General features: G+C 61.8%; 15 protein-coding genes. 8 read left to right on the top strand and 7 right to left on the bottom strand.

The window, feature by feature from the left end; translation table 11 throughout:
- Window positions 1–46: 46 nt before the first annotated feature.
- Complete coding sequence (locus QRQ56_RS25240; protein ID WP_438743794.1) at window positions 47–313, bottom strand: hypothetical protein; 267 nt, start codon at window positions 311–313, stop codon at window positions 47–49.
- Window positions 314–888: 575 nt separating this feature from the next.
- Between QRQ56_RS25240 and QRQ56_RS25235 the strand changes: the two genes are divergently transcribed.
- A complete protein-coding gene (locus QRQ56_RS25235) occupies window positions 889–1,164 on the top strand; it encodes a hypothetical protein (RefSeq protein ID WP_438743793.1) in 276 nt (91 codons plus the stop codon).
- 125 nt (window positions 1,165–1,289) lie between these two features.
- Here the strand turns inward: QRQ56_RS25235 and QRQ56_RS25230 are convergent, their stop codons facing one another.
- Window positions 1,290–2,027 (bottom strand): metallophosphoesterase family protein, encoded by a 738-nt coding sequence (locus QRQ56_RS25230; protein ID WP_438743792.1) that lies wholly within the window; start codon window positions 2,025–2,027, stop codon window positions 1,290–1,292.
- A gap of 614 nt (window positions 2,028–2,641) precedes the next feature.
- Between QRQ56_RS25230 and QRQ56_RS25225 the strand changes: the two genes are divergently transcribed.
- Entirely contained in the window at window positions 2,642–4,072 is a 1,431-nt protein-coding gene (locus QRQ56_RS25225) for an undecaprenyl-phosphate glucose phosphotransferase (RefSeq protein WP_438743790.1), read from the top strand.
- A 33-nt stretch (window positions 4,073–4,105) separates the two neighbouring features.
- Here QRQ56_RS25225 and QRQ56_RS25220 read toward each other — a convergent pair whose 3' ends face one another.
- From QRQ56_RS25220 to QRQ56_RS25210, 3 genes are all read right to left on the bottom strand, one after another.
- A complete protein-coding gene (locus QRQ56_RS25220; RefSeq protein WP_438743789.1) occupies window positions 4,106–4,393 on the bottom strand; it encodes a hypothetical protein in 288 nt (95 codons plus the stop codon).
- A 391-nt stretch (window positions 4,394–4,784) separates the two neighbouring features.
- Entirely contained in the window at window positions 4,785–7,016 is a 2,232-nt protein-coding gene (locus QRQ56_RS25215) for a Wzz/FepE/Etk N-terminal domain-containing protein (protein ID WP_438743787.1), read from the bottom strand.
- 32 nt (window positions 7,017–7,048) lie between these two features.
- Window positions 7,049–7,615, bottom strand: a complete 567-nt coding sequence (locus QRQ56_RS25210) for a hypothetical protein (protein WP_438743786.1) — start codon at window positions 7,613–7,615, stop codon at window positions 7,049–7,051.
- Between the two features lie 580 nt (window positions 7,616–8,195).
- On the opposite strand from QRQ56_RS25210, the gene QRQ56_RS25205 reads away from it, so the two are divergent.
- From QRQ56_RS25205 to QRQ56_RS25190, 4 genes are read left to right on the top strand one after another with little or no spacing between them, the layout of a single operon-like run.
- Window positions 8,196–9,398 (top strand): acyltransferase family protein, encoded by a 1,203-nt coding sequence (locus QRQ56_RS25205; RefSeq protein ID WP_438743785.1) that lies wholly within the window; start codon window positions 8,196–8,198, stop codon window positions 9,396–9,398.
- Window positions 9,399–9,405: 7 nt separating this feature from the next.
- Window positions 9,406–10,743, top strand: a complete 1,338-nt coding sequence (locus QRQ56_RS25200) for a hypothetical protein (protein ID WP_438743784.1) — start codon at window positions 9,406–9,408, stop codon at window positions 10,741–10,743.
- A gap of 6 nt (window positions 10,744–10,749) precedes the next feature.
- On the top strand, window positions 10,750–11,859 hold the full coding sequence (locus QRQ56_RS25195) for an acyltransferase family protein (RefSeq protein WP_438743783.1): 1,110 nt from the start codon (window positions 10,750–10,752) through the stop codon (window positions 11,857–11,859).
- On the top strand, window positions 11,856–12,944 hold the full coding sequence (locus tag QRQ56_RS25190) for an acyltransferase family protein (protein WP_438743782.1): 1,089 nt from the start codon (window positions 11,856–11,858) through the stop codon (window positions 12,942–12,944). The genes QRQ56_RS25195 and QRQ56_RS25190 overlap by 4 nt, the downstream gene beginning before the upstream one ends.
- A gap of 17 nt (window positions 12,945–12,961) precedes the next feature.
- Here the strand turns inward: QRQ56_RS25190 and QRQ56_RS25185 are convergent, their stop codons facing one another.
- Window positions 12,962–14,107, bottom strand: coding sequence for a glycosyltransferase family 4 protein (locus tag QRQ56_RS25185; RefSeq protein WP_438743781.1), 1,146 nt, complete (start codon window positions 14,105–14,107; stop codon window positions 12,962–12,964).
- A 241-nt stretch (window positions 14,108–14,348) separates the two neighbouring features.
- On the opposite strand from QRQ56_RS25185, the gene QRQ56_RS25180 reads away from it, so the two are divergent.
- Both QRQ56_RS25180 and QRQ56_RS25175 read left to right on the top strand, forming a co-directional pair.
- Complete coding sequence (locus QRQ56_RS25180) at window positions 14,349–15,806, top strand: lipopolysaccharide biosynthesis protein (RefSeq protein WP_438743780.1); 1,458 nt, start codon at window positions 14,349–14,351, stop codon at window positions 15,804–15,806.
- 19 nt (window positions 15,807–15,825) lie between these two features.
- Window positions 15,826–17,187: a polysaccharide pyruvyl transferase family protein gene (locus QRQ56_RS25175; RefSeq protein ID WP_438743778.1), complete on the top strand. Its 1,362-nt coding sequence runs from the start codon at window positions 15,826–15,828 to the stop codon at window positions 17,185–17,187.
- Window positions 17,188–17,213: 26 nt separating this feature from the next.
- Here the strand turns inward: QRQ56_RS25175 and QRQ56_RS25170 are convergent, their stop codons facing one another.
- On the bottom strand, window positions 17,214–18,341 hold the full coding sequence (locus QRQ56_RS25170) for an acyltransferase family protein (protein WP_438743776.1): 1,128 nt from the start codon (window positions 18,339–18,341) through the stop codon (window positions 17,214–17,216).
- Window positions 18,342–18,444 lie beyond the last annotated feature (103 nt).

Raw genomic sequence — 18,444 nt, 5'->3', positions numbered from 1 at the left:
AGGCTGCGAGGCGCTCAGGCCTCGGTCCGGACCAGCGCTCCCGCGCTTAGCGGGCGTACCAATAGCCCCACCAGCGCTGGGACACAGGACGCGCCTGCGATTTCATCGCCGCAACTTCCTCGACGGAGCGAACCTGCGGGCCATAGATCGCGGGCGGGTAGACGTCATCCCACAGCACGACCCCGGTATGGACGTAGGCCGCCCGATGATGCGCCGGTGCAAGCGCGAGCTCGGCCGCTGGCGCGACGGAGGCGGTCAAGGCGAGGCCGAGAGCGGACAGGGCAATGGATGGAATAACAGCGCGGAAGTTCATTGGATTGAATCCCTCGTCAAATGAGATGTGAAATAATGCGATGGGTCCCGATTGGTTGCAAGGGCACGGGCTGGCCGGCGGACCCGAAATTTCAAGGACAGGCGCGACAGCTGCGCCCGATGGCAACAGGCCGGGAAGCGCTCGCCTGCGAGGGCATCTATATATAAAGAGTAAGTCCCATGAAATAATCGCGAACGTTGTGGTCGATGCAAACGTGATTGCGCTCTATGCACACGCGCGATCGGCCTGAACAATCTTTCAGCGCCGGGAGTCGGCTTGAATCATGATGTCGACACACTGCTCGCTCTTCATGAGTCCCGGACTATCCAGGACGACTCTCATGACTTCTACCTTCGTGTCCGCTTCGATCTTCAGTGCTGGCCTCATCCTGGGCTACACGCTGCGTGCCTGGCGCATCCAGCGAAGTCCTGCGAGCTCATCTTGTGGCGTCTCGCGGCATGCGGGCAGGGAAGCTCCCACCTCGACCTTCGGCCACGCCCGTCGGGCTTTTTAGACAAGGTCCAATTCGTCGGCGGTATCCGCCGGATCTCACTGATGCGATGGGGCGTGACGAGATGAGCGAACCGAAGAAGGATGCGCCGCGGCGCTACATCGTGGATGGTGCCGGACAGCGCGTGCTGGTCGGACTGACGATCTCGGAGACGATCGAGTTCGAAGCCATCGACAATCCGGGCGTTCGCCTCGGCGCCGATTGGCTCGAGGGGCGTCCTGTCCGTCAGGACGGACACGGGGAGCGGTGGCTCGAGCTCTACGTCAAGCACGAGCGCGCCTGGCACGATTGGATGGCCAAGACGCGCGCGCGGCCGGAAAAGCCCTGCTTGCTCAACTAAAGCATGATCCGGAAAAGTGCGAAGCGGTTTTCCGGAAAGATCATGCGCAAACAATAACCTAAAGCGCGATGATGATTCATCCGAATGTCATCGCGCTTTAGCGATCGCGGTCAGGCCTCCGCGCCTCACACCGCGAGCATCCTGCTGCCCTGGATGCTCATCAGGGTCAGATTGCCCGTGGCATAGGCGCCGGTGTCGATGTTGACGCGGTTCGTCATGAATTCGGCGCTGCGGACCGGCGTATGGCCGTGCACGATATATTTGCCGAACTGCTCTTCGCTCTGCAGGAATTCTTCGCGAATCCAGAGCAGGTCGCGCTCCGTCTGCTCGGCCAGCGGCACGCCCGGGCGGACGCCGGCGTGAACGAAGAAGAAGTCTCCGCAACTGAAGCTCAGCCGCAGATTGTCCAGGAATTCCAGATGTTCGGTCGGCATCGCCCGGATCAGATCGCGCAGGATCGACGCCGGCTCGCTGCGCTTCAGGTCCGGCGGGGCGAGCCCGTAGGACATCAGGGTCTGAGTCCCGCCGACGGCAATCCAGTTCTCGAACAATGAGGGATCTTCGAACACCCTGACGAGGAATGCCTCGTGGTTTCCCTTGAGAAAGACCGCGTTGCCCCGGCGGCTGCGTTCGACCAGGACGTCGAGGGTGGAGCGCGTATCGGGTCCACGGTCGATGTAATCGCCCATGAACACCTCGATCGCATAGCGCGGCCGGCTTTGGGCGACGTCGGCGTCGATCACCCGCAGCATGGGCTGGAGCAAGTGTGCGCATCCGTGAATATCCGAGATCGCATAGATGCGGACTCCCTCCGGCAATTGCGGCTTGGGAGTCGGCGGACGTGGTCGGGCAAGAGATATCATGGCGCTCAATCGATCGGGTGGTCGAAAAGAATTTCCCCAAGTCGCCGGCACCGGAGAGCTTCCATTTCACGCGAACGAATGAGCGGTGAAGGGAGCGTCCTGTTCTCCGGCTCGATCACGCCAAAAGAAGGGCACGGCAATTCTTGCCCACCTCGTGATGCCGTGGGAGGGCGATTGATCGCTCCCGCGGCAATTGCATCGCTCACTGCGAGAGCGCAGCAAAGATGCATGCCTTGAGAGAATTTTTCTCGCGCACGCCCAGATAGAAATTCATCGAAATTCTCGTAAATGACTCAATGCGAGTCATCGATGCAATTCTTCGCCTGAAAGATGAGCGAACAAGCACTCGCGCGAGCACGAGACATCGCTCTCGACGTGGAACTTGAGTCAAAATAGGGCAACGCGTTCGCTGATATGTCATCACTGTGACGATAATTTTTGCGCATTGAAATTCGCCTCGCATTTCAGACTCGCACACGATCCGTGCGCCGCAAAAGTTTTGCGTGCAGCGCCACAATCTCGCTGCGATCAAACAACACTTTCCGTGCGGGGAATTGACGAGTCTTCAGCATCACGATGAGCGTCAGACACTCTCTCGACAAGCAGAGGTTAGAATGGCTGTTGCAACTTATGGTTCTGAAAACGCTCATACGCTGTCGTCGACGCGCGGCAGCTCGCTTCAGAGGCCATTCCAGATCGTCGTCATGGCGGCTGACTTTCTGCTGATCCTGTTGAGCTATGCCGCCGGGGCTTCGATATACGGTGCGGCCGTCGCCTCGCCCACCGACGGCGCTTCGGTGGGAGCCGGGTTGTTCGTCGGCGTGGTGTTCGTCGCTGTCGCCTATTTCCGGGACGTCTATGCCACGCACCGTCTGCTCAACGTCGTCTGGCAGCTTCGCAAGGCGGTGCTGATCTGGCTGACGTCGCTGACGATCCTGGCCGTTGCGGCGTTCCTGCTGAAATCGACGGACAACCTGTCCCGCGGCACCGTCCTCGTCTTCGCGCTGATCGGCGGACTTGGCCTGATCAGCCTGCGCTTCGTCTGGCAGGCGGTGTTCGGCACCACCTTCGCGAGAAGCCGGCTGGTCGATCGCAAGGTGATACTGCTCAGCCTCAAGCCGCTCGACTTCACCTCGAGCCGCTTCAAGGATTTGCGCAGGAATGGGTTCGACGTGATGCGCCATTTCGTGCTCGGCGACGAACGGGACGATGGCCATTGGGAGCGCCAGATACGCGATGTGATCCGTCAGTCGCGCTCGGCCGACGTCGATGAATATCTGCTCGCGATCGACTGGAACGAATTGCCGATGCTCCGCAAGCTCAGGCCATATCTGCGCGCCGTCCCGCAGCCGATACGCCTGCTGCCGGACGATTCCGTCGCCGATCTGGTGGCCCGCCCGTTTCTGCCGGTCTCCGGGACCGTCGCGGTCGAAATCCAGCGGCCGCCGCTCACCATCCTCGAGCGCCTGCAGAAGCGCTGCCTGGACGTCGGCGTGGCCGTGTTCGCCCTCGTGATGCTGACCCCGCTGCTGCTGACCGTGGCCCTGCTGATCAAGCTGGATTCGCCGGGAAACGTCATATTCCGACAGTCGCGCCGCGGCTTCAACGGCAGGCCGTTCGAGATCTGGAAGTTCCGTAGCATGACCGTTTCCGAGAACGGCGAAACGATTGCCCAGGCGACCAAGCGGGATGCTCGGGTCACCAAGATCGGTCGCTTCCTGCGCATGACCAGCATCGACGAGTTGCCGCAGCTCTGGAACGTTCTGCGCGGGGATATGTCACTGGTCGGCCCGCGTCCGCATGCGCTGGCCCATGACAACTACTATGACGAGCTCATCAGCAAATACGTCTACCGGCATCACATGAAGCCGGGTCTCACCGGCTGGGCCCAGGTGAACGGCTTCAGGGGCGAAACGCCGACGATCGATCTGATGGAGAAGCGGGTCGAGTATGACGTCTGGTACGTCAGCAACTGGAGCATCTGGCTCGATCTCAAGATCATGGCCCGCACGGCGTCCGCCGTCATGTTCCAGGAAGCTTACTAGCCCCTCACGATCCGGAGCCGCAGGATCGAGAGATCAGGTTCCATCCCGCGACGACCTGCCGAAGAGCCGCATGATCGCATCGCGCAAGGCGAGCAACGGCGGCACCAGCACGAAGAAGGCTCCCATCGCAACGGAGACGATGACCTGACGAACCGAAAAGGGTTCGTCCTGCTCGATGTCTCGCCGGCTCGGATCGATGGGCGCGGGGGAAAGGGTCGTGGCCATCGTCTGGCGACGAGCCTTGCGCGGGGGAACCACGATCAACACGAACAGGATGTTGAGCAGGACCCAAATAGTCAAAATCGTCAGGACGATCAGCATTCCGAGCCCGCCGGAAAAGAACTACAAATATGAGCCGAGGTTAGCCTCAGGGAACCCATAAGGGAAGATGCCCAAAGTTTCGGCATTGGAAGCATCGAAGATCGGTTTGTCTCTTCGTATCGATGAATGGTTGCCAATTGAGGCAGTGTCGTAGCCATCACCGTCGTCGTCAATCCTTGCTTTTGGCTAGGCCATTAACTGCAAGTTGTGGATTCCGGACGAATACGGAGACCTGAGCGGTCGAGGCAGGTTGGCGCGATCCCCGGCTTCAAGAGCGCAGGCGCATTCGATTGCCTTCAGGCGACAGTTCCGCAAGGCGCAAAAAAGGCCCGCTGCCAATTGGCAACGGGCCTTTCTTTCAGTTCGACGGGTGTATTGCGCCCGCGTCCGTCTAGGCGTGCTCGACGTAATAGCTGTTGTGATGCTTGCCCTTGTACGCCTCGATGCGCTTGAGCATCTTCGGGTTGGCGCGATTGAGGACGGCGCCGAGCAGCTTCTTCTGCAGGACTTCGGATCCGGAAACCGACTCCTGAAGCGCGCTTCGCGTCGTCTGCCCCCATTCGATCACATAGACCATGGCGTCGATCAGGAGGCTGACGGCCTTGGAATCCGCCACCGGCATGACAGGGGCGAGGTCGATCACGATGTACTCGTAGTGCTCCCTCAGCACCTTGAGCAGCTCGGCCATCGCCTTCGATCCGATGACGTCGGCCGAATTGACCATGCGGGAGGCCACGACCGACGGTAGGAAATCCAGGCCCGTCTCCTTGCTTCGCTGCACGTGATAGCCGAGGCTGGCGGGGTCGCTGAGGGCTTCCACCAGGCCGCTCTTGGCGTCGGGTGCGAGTTCCCGGGTCAGCGAGCGCGTGTGGAGGTCGCCGTCGATCAGGACCACGCGATGTCCGGTGAGCGCGATCAGCTGCGCGAAGTTGGCGGCCACCGTCGTCTTGCCTTCCTTGGGCAGGGACGAGACGATGCCGATCACCTTGATCTCGCGGGTCAGGCGCGCGACGTCGATCGACACCTTGATGTTGCGCAACGTTTCGGCAAACCGCGAGAACGGATGGTCGACGACGTAGCGGGACAGATCGGCCGGGCTCGTCTTGGCTGAGGTCGAAAGCAGCGCGCCGGTCCTCGTTGCCGGACCGATGTCGGGCAGGACTCCGAGGCATTTGACGCCAAGCTCGTCCTCGACTTCGCCTGGGGTTCGCAGGACATCGCTCAGCAGCTCACGCCCGAATGCGACGCCAAAGCCGAGGCAGAGACCGCCCACCAGGCCTCCTACCAGCGCCAGCACCGTGCGCGGCGAGCTCTTGCGATCCGGCTTGGTGGCGGTGCTGATCAGGCGCGCCTCGCTGAGCGGAAAGCTCTGATTTTGCGTCGCGCTCTGCAGCTTCTCGAGGAAGTTGTTGTAGAGGTTGCGGTAGGTGTCGGCGGCGCTTTCGAGGTCGCGCAGCTTGACGGCGGCCTGGCCGGTATCGCCGGCCTGGGCGACGAGCTCCTTCACGCTTTTCTCGAGCGATGCCTCCCGGCTTTTTGCGATCTCGTAATCGCTGCGATAGGCATCTCCGATCCGATGCAGCTCGTCGGCGATGTTCTTGCGCAGCTCCTCCATCTTGTTGGCCAGATTGACCGCCGCAAGATGCTGCTTGCCGTAGCGTCGCGACCAATCCGCATATTGGGCCTGAAGGTCGAGATATTGGGCGCGCAGGCGGGTGATGACCGAGTTGTTGAGAGCGTCCGTCACGGTTGACTGCGCAACATCCTGGTCGGAGATCGCGTCGATCCGGTCGAGACGAGCCTTGGCTTCGGCCGTCGCCGCTCGCGCCTGAACCAGCTGCGTATTCAGGTCCGACAATTGCTGCTCGGACATCAGGCCGCGGCTGGTTCCGACGATATTGTTTGCGGCCTTGAAGGTCTGCACGGCGCGGTCGCTGGCCGTTGCCTGCTCGCTCAGCTCGACGCTGCGCTGCTGAAGCCATTCGGTTGCGCGCTTGGTGGACTGATATTTGGCTTCCAGGGCGCCGACGAGGTAGGCATTGGCGATGGCGTTGACGATCTTGGCGGCCTTGTCGGGGCTTCGCGAGCGATAGTTCATCGACAAGACATACGTCGTCAGGACGCGTTCCGTTCTCAGGTTCTTCTGAACCTGCTCGACCACGGCGTGTTCGAGACGCTCCTGGGACGCGGCTTCGCCGGATCTGAACAGCGACATGACCTTGCCGAGGACGATGGACAGAAGGCCCGGGTTGGAGCCATTGAACTCCGGATCGTCCGTCAGCTTCAGGCGGCGGACAACCGAGAGAATCAGGTCGTCCGAATTGATGACTTCGACCTGGCTGTCGACGTAGCCGGTGTCGATGAGGGCGCTGTTGGCGTTGCTGTCCTTGTCCAGCACCTGCGCCTGACGCGTATCCATCATGATGCGGGCATTCGCCGTGTACATGGGCTGCGCCATGACCAGATAGACGAACACCAGGGCCAGCGCAGCACCGGTGCACGCCGCGATGATCGGCCATTGCCGGCGCAGGACGTCGGCCACGCGCTCGAAGCTGAGGACCGCTCCGCCGAATTCGATGCCGAAACGATGTCCCGACTGAAAATGTTCTCTGGGTTGGTACATTATCTAATTCGCTGCCTTTTGACGGTCGGGGATCAATTCGGAAGGGGGACGGGTTTGAACGGATTGGCCAGCTTGGTCTTCCACTCGCCCTCGAGCAGTGCCCCGCCTCGGGCCGGCTGTGGCGGTCCCTTGGCTTGCGATAGAGCCGGGGCGCCGGAGCTGTCGTCTCCCGCGGCGGAGTAGCCTGCTTGCACGTTGAGATCGCCGATCCGCTGCGTGAAATCCCTGATCTTGCGCGCGGCCTCCGGCTTGGTCGACGTGCATCGTCCTTCGGCAATCTTCAGCGCGGCGCCGATGGCGGAACGATCGGTCGAAGACGAGGCGGTGATCAACGTCTGCACGGACGGCAAGACCGACGGATTCGTGGCGATATAGGTGGAGAGCCGGTATCTTAGCTTCTCCTTGTCATTGCGCAGCCGTTCCAGAAGCGAGGAAGGCGACTTGACGAATGTGTCGAGTTCGAGCTGCGAGGCACGATCCGAGAATTCGACGCACTGCGCGCGGCAGGCATCGATGCTCGACACGATCAAGGCAGAGCCTGCCAAGACGATCGGTAGCCATCGTTGCCTTGTAAGGCGACGTGTTCGTGCGAAGTCCATCCGTGTCCCTTCCTCCTGTTGCAATAGGAGAACACGCGAAACCTGACAGTTAACTGTGTCAATTTTTGTGCGACGCAAAAGTTGAGTTCGCAGCAATAAGCCAGTGTCACTTCGAGTGGGTTGTAAAATGAGGATATGCAATGCATGCGAGATTGGCATCTCTCGCCTAGTAATGTTGCAACTTGAAAACATATGAGGCGTTTGCACGGCCGCGCGTCGCAGACGGACGTCGCAAAACCGACACAAGTCGTCATCGGGACATTGGTTCCCGCGAGTCAAAAATTATCCGCGCGGCATAAGATGCGAAAATCAAGCTGAGCTGATCGCAACAGCGTCGAAATTCGCGCACACTTTGCACGTAAATACTCGCGATCATCGCGCGCGAATTGATTTGCGCGCCGACGCACGGCGGTCTCAAGCAAAAAGTGGCGTGAACTTGGCGCTCGCATGTCCGAATGAACTGCGAGTGTTGAAATTATCGTCGATCGTCATGCGTCGAATGCTGCTCCGCGATCGCAGAGATTGAACGCGCGCGAGTCCTGATACACACTGCTGCGGTGCAATAGTTGGGAATGTTGATGTGACGGAGTTGGTTCATCGTGAGAAGGCGCATGTCCTGCCGCTCGACAGCATTCGGGGCATCGCTGCGACATCGGTGGTGATTCACCATCTGCTGCTGATGCCGACGTTTCTCGCGGCGTTTCCGCACAATGCCTGGATCAACTGCTCGTTCTTCAGAAGCTCGTGGCTGCTGGTCGATCTGTTCTTCGTTCTCAGTGGCATCGTCATGTCGCTGAGCTATGTCGAGAGCGATTTCGGGCGCTTTTCGCTGCGCGAGTTCATGGTGCGGCGTCTGGCGCGGGTCTATCCGCTGCACATCGTCATGCTGCTTGCGAATCTCCTGTTTCGCCTCCTGCGCATCAGCCTGGTCATGGCGGGGGTCGTCGTAGCTGCGCCGGCGGCGTTCGAGGTGAACAACGCCTATTCCTTCGTGCTCAACGTGCTGCTGCTGCATTCGATGGGGTTCATCGACTATCTCAGCTGGAATGCGCCGAGCTGGAGCATCAGTGTCGAGTTCTACACCTATCTGGTGTTCGGCCTGATCGTCCTCTTTGCCCAGCGCATGCGCTCGCTGTTGTGGTTCTACGTGCTCTGCGGGGCACTTGCGGTCGCAAGCCTGGTCTTCATCATCTTCGTGCTCGACAAGAGGAGCCTCGGGCTTCAGACCGACTTCGGCATCCTGCGCTGCTTCGTGAGCTTCTTCCTCGGCGTGCTTACGGTCAGGATCGTCGACCGCCTGCCGGCAAAGCCGGGCCCGGCCGTGCAGGGCGCGCTGCAATTCGCCGCCATGATCGCCAGTGTCGTCCTGGTGTCCCTGGCGGAGACCAGTCCTGCGTCGACTTTCCTCGCGCCCGTGACGTTTGCGATCTTCCTCGGCAGCCTGCTGGCCTTCCCGAATGCGCTGCTGGTGCCGCGGATGCTGGTGGCCAAGCCGCTGGTCTGGCTGGGGAAGCGTTCCTACTCGATCTACATGGTGCACGCGCTCGTGGTGCTGCTCGCCGAATATTTCGTGCGGGCCATCGGGGCGGGGCGGATCGCCGCACTGGATTCGCTCTGGCCCGGTCTGCCGGCCTCGTTGAATCTCGTGGTCTCCCTGGCCGCCGTGCTCGCGGTCTCCCACTTCACCTATCTCTACGTCGAGATCCCCGGCGGCAAGCTGATGCGGAATGCGCTTGGAAGCCGGTCCGATTTCTCGGCGTCCCCTGCGCGGCAGGCGAATTGAGCCTGATATGACGATCCTTGCGCTGAACCGACCCCGAATCACGCTGATCAGCCTCAACATCGAGGCGATCGCCCTCGGCGTCTACCTGGTCCGCGACGCCTTCGGCGGCGTGATCCGCTATTACACCAGCATCTATCACGTCGACCCGCTTTGGTACCTGCCCGATGGCGTCGCGCTGCTGTGCCTGGCCCAGTTCTTCGTGCACTGCATCTTGCGCAATCGCAGCACCCTGGCGCTGTTGGTGCTGGTCCAGATCATGCTGTCGCTTGCGCTCGGCTACTTCTTCATGGGAACGATGAACGCCGCGATCTCGTCGTTCAAGATGATGTTGCCGGTGTTCGTCGGATTCTGCTTCTGCGATTCCAGCCTCGGCTCCTACCGAAAGCTGCTGTCGGTCATCGCGGTGACCTTCTATCTGTCGGTCATCGGCGTCTTCCTGACGAAATTCTATTTGATGCCCTGGGTAGGCTACAAATACGAATCCTTCGGCGCCGTCCGCGAGGCAGGCCGGCTGTGGTGGGCCTATGGCGGCGACGACCAGCGTCTGATGGGGTTTGCCGCCGACAACACCATGGCGGCGTTCTTCATTCTGATCTCGTTCGCGATCACGTCGATCCGCATGAGCACCATTTGGTGTCTCATATGCGGTTCCATCGCGATCTATGCCATCAAGCTGACCACGAGCAAGACGACCATGATCGTCCTCGTCCTCTACTTGATCCTGCTCGTGCTCGTTCGGATGCTGCCGGAGAAGTCGCGCTTTCCCGCGATTAGGACCATCGCACAGTGGTCGTTTGCGGCGATCTTCGTGCCCTTCTTCATGATCGTGGTCGCATCCGGCACCGCGGCCGTGCCGCATTCGACCCTGTTCAGCATCGTGGATCGCATCAACAACAGCTGGCAGCTGCCCTTCGTCTACATGAACCAGCTCATGCCGGTCGGCCTGGTGACGGGCTGCGGCGCGGGCTGCTTCAACTATCCGCAGAAGCTGTTCTCGCCGCTCGCGCATTTCTGGGTGCCGGTCGACAATTTCTACATCGGGACTTACCTGATGTTCGGCCTCCCGTTCGTCGCATTCATGGTGATGGTGTTCCGGGCGACATTCGGCGCGACCGACGTCTACAAGCTGACGCTGATCTTCGTCGTCAACATGTTCACCATCACGGTGCTGAACTACGGCCCGGCTTCGGGCCTCCTGATCATCGCGTTGAGCTTCAGCGAGGTGTTCTCTCGACGTGCGGCCTCCGCACGGGCAGGGGAGACCGTGCCCATCGTCATGCGGCCGCCGATGCCGTCATTGGAAGGCTTTCGCCCGGATATGCCGGCGGCGAGCGGAAGCAGGTGAGAACGAATGATGCATAAACGGCTCGCTTTCATCGACACGCTGCGCGGCATTGCCGTGTTGTCGGTCCTGGTCCAGCACGTCTTCGAGATCATCGTCGAGAAGCACCCGACGGGCGCCTTTTACTGGCCGATCCACGATGTGTTCGGCTACTACATGAACTTCGGCCGGTTCGGCGTCGTGCTGTTCTTCTTCGTCAGCGGCTTCGTTATTCCGTTCAGCTTTCCCGACAGTGCAACCCCCGTGCGCGATTTTGCGATCAGCCGCTTCTTCCGGCTCTATCCGGCCTACTGGACATCGCTCGTGATCGGTCTCGTGACGATGCAACTGATGGACTCGAAGGTCTATCCGCTGGGGCAGGTCGCCGCGAACGTCACGATGCTGCAGACCTTCGTGAACGTCCCGAACCTCTGGGTGTTCTACTGGACGCTGGCGATCGAGCTTCTGTTCTATGTCGGTTGCACTCTTCTCTTCGCGATGGGGCTACTGAATCAGCGCTTCACGGCGGTGACGATCGTCGTCGCGGCCGCTTTGGTCGGGACCACCGCTGCGCTGTTCGTCGAGAACAGGACCGTGTCCTCGCTGATGGAGGTCGGGTTGAACCTGTCGGCGATGTTCCTCGGCAAGATCATCCGCGACACCGTCATCGGCGGAAAGCTGCGATGGACCCACGTGGCCGTCTGCACGCTCCTGTACGCGATCTTCGCCGTCACCCTGTCCGATCGGCGGTTCGGGGGCGTCTATCACGAGAACTTCTTCTACAGCTATTCGATCGGATCGGCCTATGTCTGCGCCGCCCTGGTCTTCATCGGCTTTGCCCTGTTCGGCGAGAGGATGGCGTGGCGCCCGATGGCGTTCGTCGGCGTGATCAGCTATTCGGTCTACCTGATGTCGCCGTTCGTAATCGTCTTCATCCATCGCCTCGTCTGGTTCGGCGATGGGCCGGTTGGGTGGTCGATCTTCCTGACGGTGATCCTGGCGCTGTCGCTGCTCGTAAGCTGGATGACGTTCACATTCGTCGAGAAGCCCAGCATCGCCTTTGGACAGCGGTTCCGCTCGGAGCGCCGGAAGAAGGTCGTTCTCGATCCCGCGCTCAGCACCCAGGGTGCTGCGGAGTGAGCGGGACCCCGCACCAGCCGGGCGTCGCCTATGACGGATCGTTCGTTCCGTCGGTGCAGGGGCTGCGCGGCATTGCGGCGCTCAGCGTGCTGATGGATCATTTCTACGACATGCCGAAGGGCGGCATGTACGACATTCCGGATCCCGGCTTCCTGCCGCCGCTCTGGCCCTGGCTGCAATCATTGATCAATGTCGGCGGGCATGGGGTCGAGCTGTTCTTCATGATCAGCGGCTTCCTGATCCCGGCGAGCCTGGTGCGGCACGGGTCGCTGCCGCGGTTCTTCTTCGACCGCGTCCTGCGCATCATGCCGGTGTTCGTCGTCCTGCATCTTGCGCTGTTCGCGATCGGTCCGATCGTCGCCTACAAATTCTTTCGTGGCATCGACCTGACCAGCTATCTCGGGATTTTCGCCGCCAATCTGTTCTTCGTGCAGGACGCGCTCGGCCTGCCCATTGCCCAGCAGAATGCCTGGACGCTGACCTATGAGTGGGCGTTCTACATCTGGTTTGCCGCGACGTTCTCGATGCTGCGCATCGGCGGCAGGATGCTGGCCGCGCCGCTGATCCTGCTGGGCGTCGCCTGCCTGCTACATTGGCCGATCACGGCCTTTTTCTGCATCGGCATGCTCTACAGCGCTACCGGCTTTCGCATCCGGATTCCCGGACGTCTCGGCCTGATCGCGGGCCTTGCCTGCGGCGCGGCGATGTATGCGAGCCTGGTGCTGTTTCACCCGTTCGTCGCGCTGCTTCCCGGATTTCTCCTGTTCGGCATGGTGCTGGCCCCGGAGACGGGCTTCGGCCGGGTGCTGAGTGCGCCGGCCCTGCAATATGTCGGCAAGATCAGCTACAGCCTTTATTTGGTGCATCCCTTCGTGCTTTTCCCCTTGCAGGTGATCGGCCTGAAGCTGGTTGCGGTCGGCGTCGATCGCTGGCTGCTGTGGGGGGCCTTCATCAGCCTCGGGCTGGTGATGTCGCTGATCGCAAGTGCGATCAGCTATGAATTGATCGAGGTGCGGCTGAGGCGCCTGCTGGATGGCGCGATCCGCGGCACGTTATTTCGGCGGCAGATCGAGCAGTCGGTTTGAGATCTCGCCCGTCGCGGTCAGCCCACGGTGCGACCGGCCACTTTTTGATAGGAGCCGAGCAGCCCCTCGGCGATGCGGTCCCAGTTCAAGATGCCGGCCGCGGTTTGCCGTGCGCCATCGGTCAAAGTCGCGGCAAGCGGCTTCGAGGTCAGCACGCGTTCGAGAGCGTCGGCCAATGCCGTCGCGTCGCCCGGAGGCACCAGCAGCCCGTTGACGCCGTCGGTGACGACGTCGGGAATGCCGCCGGTGGCGCTGGCGACGACGGGGCGAGCATTCCCGTAGGCCGATGCGAGCACGCCGCTCTGTGTTGCGTCCTTGTAGGGCAGCGCGACCACGGTGGCGGATTGAAACAGCTGGCCGGTGTCCGCAGGTGAAATGTAGGCATTGATGGTCTTGACCGTCGGCATCGCCTCCATGCGTGCGCCTAGCCGGGTCATCTCGGGGCCGCGGCCGGCGACGATCGCCTCGTGCGCCACGCCGCGCTGGGCCAGCATGTCGATCGCATCGATGAAGACGTCGAGGCCCTTGTAGGCCCACATCCGTCCGAAAAACAGGATGCGAGCGGGTTCGGGCGCGGTGACCGCGCCCCCGGCGGGGGGAACCATCAGCACGCCATGCATGCTGGAGACCGTTTCGCCGCCGAAGCCCGGTGAAGCATGGCGAAAATCGGCGATGCAGCTATCGCCATGCGTCGTGACGATCGAGGCGGATGCGCGCATGCGTTCTCGCCAGCCGTCTTCGCGCGCCGAGGTGCCGGAGCCGCCTTCCGAATGCGGAATTGCATCGTGCACCGTCAGCGCGATGGGGATGCCGAGCGGACGAAGGAACTGAATCAGCCTGGACGTGTAAATCTCCGGAACTTCGTGACAATGAATCACGTCCGGACGAAACGAAATTATGTCGAGAAAAGAGGCCGGGATTCCGATCGCGCCGCCGCGGCGCAGGCTGAGGTCGCGGATTCGTGTCTCGAATGGCGCAGTGACGGCGATATCGCTCAGTTCCCACTGCTGGTTGGCGTCCTTGCGGTTGAGCACGAGCCGAACGTCGCAATGATGCGCGAGTCCTGCGGCGAGCCGGTAGGAATATTCCGCAAAATGCGGTGCATAGATCGCCACACGCAAACGCTTGGAGTTACGGAGAGAACGCTGGGCGGGCGAAGTCATCAAGGCATCCATTTTGCATCACATCGCAAATGTCGATCGAAGTGTAGTCCACGATTTGAACTCACTTCCACTCTAAATCGGAATCGTGACGGCTCTCATCTGGTTGCCATCACTCTGCCGTAGTGTCGCGAGCAATCACTGCTCTCAGTGATTGGAGATGGTGACGTCGTGGCAGTGTCGCGTGCCACATCGTCTAGTCTGCGATTGTGGTTGGATTTGTCGGAATTGGGTCGAATTGTTGATGAACGTCACGCAGGGCAAGCAACATCAGGTCGTGGTGGCTCTGTTCTGGTCGCTTGCCCAGAATTGGGGCGGCCGGGCGCTGTCATTCGTGCTGTTTCTGGTTTTGGCCCGGCTGCTGGACCCAGCGGATTTCGGCCTTGCTGCGCTCGTCGCCTTCGTCCTGTTGCTGTTGAGCTCGATCGCGGAATTCGGCTTCGGTGACGCGCTGATTCAGCGGCGGACGCTCGAGCCTGCTGACGTGACGCTGCCCTTCTTTTGCTCATTCGCAGCCTCGGTGCTCCTCGCCGTCCTGATTGCGCTGCTGGCGACGCCTATCGAACATTGGCTGGACGTGAAGGGCCTCGCACCGCTGCTCACCGCCGCCAGCCTCTCGCTTCCGATCGGCACCGCGACCCTGTTTCAGGAGGCGCTCTACAAGCGTCAGATGGACTTTCGCGTGCTTGCGGTCAGGACCATGGTGGCGACTGCTGCGTCCGGCGTCGTGGGCATCGCTTGCGCCTATGCCGGGTTTGGCGCCCTCAGCCTCGTGATCCAGGTGGTGGTTCAGAGCGCGATCAGCGGCCTGTGGCTCTGGAGCCAGCCGCGATGGCTGCCGATGCGCGGCTACGATCGCAAGAGCTTTCGCGAGCTGTCCGGCTACAGCATCCATGTCGTGCTGAACCGGCTGCTGGACTTCGCCATCGTGCGGACGATCGACATGATCATCCTGTCGCTGTATGGCGTGGCGGCGCTCGGCATCTACACGGTTGGCGCGCGCGTTTACCTCATCCTGATGCAGTTGCTCACCCAGGCGGTGATGGACGTCGCGCTGAGCGCATTGTCCAAGATCGCGCATGAGCGGGACCGCATCGCAGGTGCCTATTTGCGCAGCGTCAGCCTCGGCGCCCTGATCGGATCTCCGGTCTTCGTGCTGCTCGCGGCGATCGCGCCGGAATTCTCGCTGCTGCTGTTCGGCGCGAAGTGGGGCGGCAGCGAAGCGGTCATGCGGCCGCTGATGCTGATCGGCGCGGTCCAGACCGTGCAGTTCGTCAACAGCGCCTATTTCGGCGCGCTGGGCAAGCCGAACTACGTCTTCCTGCTCAACATCCTGAAATTCTGCACGGTCGTGCCGGCCATGTTCCTGCTGCCGTCGCGCGACATCGGCCAGCTCGCTACGATCTTCGCCTTCTCGCAGCTCGTGGTGACCCCGGTGACTTTCGCGCTGGCGCTCCGCTTGCTTGGCCTGAGCTGGAGCCAGTTCCTGCGCCCCATCGCGGGCTGCCTCTGTGCCATCGTTCTCGCCTACGGCGCGGTGGTGCTGTGCCGGGAGGCAACGCCGGGAATGAACCCCTATCTGCGGATCGGACTGCTGTCGTCCTGCTTTGGCGCGACCTATCTGACGGGCATACTGCTGTTCTGGCGCAAGCAGGTTCTGTCCTTGATTGATTTCGTCGTGAAGCGTGGTGCGACTGCTTGATGAAGACGAGGAGGATGTCGTGAAACAATTGATCCCTGTGCCCGTACGCAGGCAGCTCAGAGGCTGGCTCAACAGCGCGAAGAACACGCCGTTGGCGCTCGATCTGCTCGAGCTGCGCAGGTGGCAGATCGCGCGCAAGGACGTCGGCGTCAACGGCGCGCCGCGCAACAATCCGCGCCGGCTGGTCGTGCTCCCGTCCGATCCCTGGAGCGTCCGTCAATCGCGCGGGGACGAGGCCATGATCGAGGCGGCCACGGGGGAGGTGAAGCGGGCCTATCCGGATCTCGAGGTCTACATCATCACCGCGACCGCCTCCGCCAGCGCGGATGTGCGCGCGATGGGTTTCAAGCCGCTCGAGCTCTGGAGGCAGCCGTTCTCCTACGAGACGGTGGCGCAGGAGCTGTCGCTCACCAGGCCCGATTTCGGGCTGGTTCTCGGCGCCGACGTGCTCGATGGCTATTATTCTCCGGTGGATGCCGCGCGCATGCTGCTGGTCGCCGACCTGATGGCTGCGTTCGGCGCCAAGGTCAGCGTGCTCGGCTTCAGCTTCAACTCCCGCCCGGCGAAGGCGCTGCGTGAAGTATTCCGGCTGCTCGATCCGGGCGTGGTCCTGAACCTGCGCGATGCGATATCGCTGCAACGGTTCGACGATTTCGCCCGCAAGCGTGCCCATCTCGTCGCGGATGCGGCGTTCATGCTGACGCCGCAACCGGACACGGCCGCCGTGAAGCGGATCGCGGCAGGGATCGCGGAGCAGCGCGCCAGGGGTCGCAAGGTCTTCGTCTTCAACATCCACCCGATGCTGTTCAAGAAGCCCGAGCCGGCCAAGCTGCGGCAGATGATCGAGCTTGCGGCGGGCGCCATGGAGCGGCTGTCGCGCGAGCACAATGCGAGCTGGTTGCTGCTGGCGCACGACTACCGCCCGGAGATCGCCGACGACAACTGCCTGCGACCGCTCGCCGAGCGGCTCGAGCCCCTGCTGGGCGATTGCGTGCATCATGTCGACCAGCCGCTGTCGGCGGGCGAGATCAAGGCCGTTGTCGGTCTGGTCGACGGCGTGATCACCGGCCGCATGCATCTGGCGATCGCGGCGCTGGGGCAGGGGACGCCGGTTGCGGCGATCACCTATCAGGACAAGTTCCAGGGCCTGTTCGCGCATTTCGGCGTCAGCGAATCCCTGTTGCTGTCGCCGTCGCAGTTCCTTGTCGGCGACAGCTTCGAGGAGTTTCTGCTGCACTTCCTCGGCGCGCACGAAACCGTCGGCGCACAGGTTCGCCAGGCACTGCCTGGAGTCATGGAATTGTCCCGCGCCAACATCGCGCCCCTGCTGGGCGAGAGCGCGCTGCGGATCGCGCCGGAGGCGGGCGGCAAGGTCGCCTGAACCGCCTCAGATCATCGGCAGGGCGGTCAGTTGACCGCCCGCTCGGTGTTGTCGAAACGCATGGATGCCTCCGCGGGGGCGGTCTGGACCTTTCGCGGAGCGGGCGCACCGGCATCCGCCCAGCGGTTGATCAGGCGCCGCGCCGGATTCTCGAAATAGGTATAGGTGCGGTCCGCGACGACGGTCAGGACTGCGCAGCAGGCCAAGGCGTACAGGCCGAACTGATCGGGGCGCAGGCCGAGCCAGGCCCACAGCGGCTTGAACACGGCGATGAGGATCGCATCGTGCAGCATGTAGATCGCATATGAGGTGTTGCCGAGCCGGCCGAACAGGCGGGCGCCCGGAAATTCCTTGAAGGCGCTTTCGCCGACCGCCGTGAGCAGGATCGCACAGGAGAACAGCACGATCGCCAGATCCGGCTTGGCGAAGACGTTGAGGACCAGCAAGGAGAGACCGAACGTGCCGATGCCGGCGAAGATCATCGCCTTGTGGCGGTAGGGATGCGACATCCGGAATAGAATGGCGAGCAGGATGCCGTTCAGGAAGCTCGGCAGCGCGCGCAGCATCCCGTAGTCGAAATTGGCGCCGTACATCTGCGACCGTTCCTGCCAGATCGGCAGATGGCCGTGGGCCAGCAGCAAATAGAGCGCGGCCACGATCGCGCCGAGCACGATCGGCTGGACCTTGCGGGCCAGCAGCATCAGCAGCGGGAAGATCAGATAGCAGAAGAACTCGGCGCTGATCGACCAGGACGGCGAGTTGAAGCTGAGATGGTCGGTGACGCCCCAGGCCTGCAGCAGCAGCAGATTGTAGACGAAGTCCAGCGAGGTCGAGCGGGCCGTCCGCTCCAGGCCGGCGCCGATCAGCACCACGAAAACGAGCAGGCTCAAGAGGTGCAACGGATAGATCCGCGCGATCCGGCGGATCATGAAGCGCGAATAGGCGGCCACGCCGCGCGCATCCGACGGGTAGGAATAGGAGATCACGAAGCCGGACAGGATGAAGAACATGTCCACGAACAGGCCATAGGACCCGTTCCAGGCCGGCGAGATGCCGGTGTCGATCAGCTTCAGGTGAAAGATGAAGACCCCGAGCGCGGCGACGAAGCGGTAGAAGTCGAGAACGACAAAACGTCTTGCTTCACTGGCTTCCATCGGGCCTCGGAGTCCTTGCGCGGTGTGTCGCCGTTCTAGAGACGAATTGTGACGCAAGTTCGCTGGATGGAGTTCGAAGCGGATCGCAGATCACGGTTCCCTC

Source organism: Bradyrhizobium sp. U531 (genome assembly GCF_051710265.1).
Taxonomy (GTDB): domain Bacteria; phylum Pseudomonadota; class Alphaproteobacteria; order Rhizobiales; family Xanthobacteraceae; genus Bradyrhizobium.
Note: the sequence above shows the minus strand (reverse complement) of the source record. Positions and strands in the feature narration are given on the sequence as shown.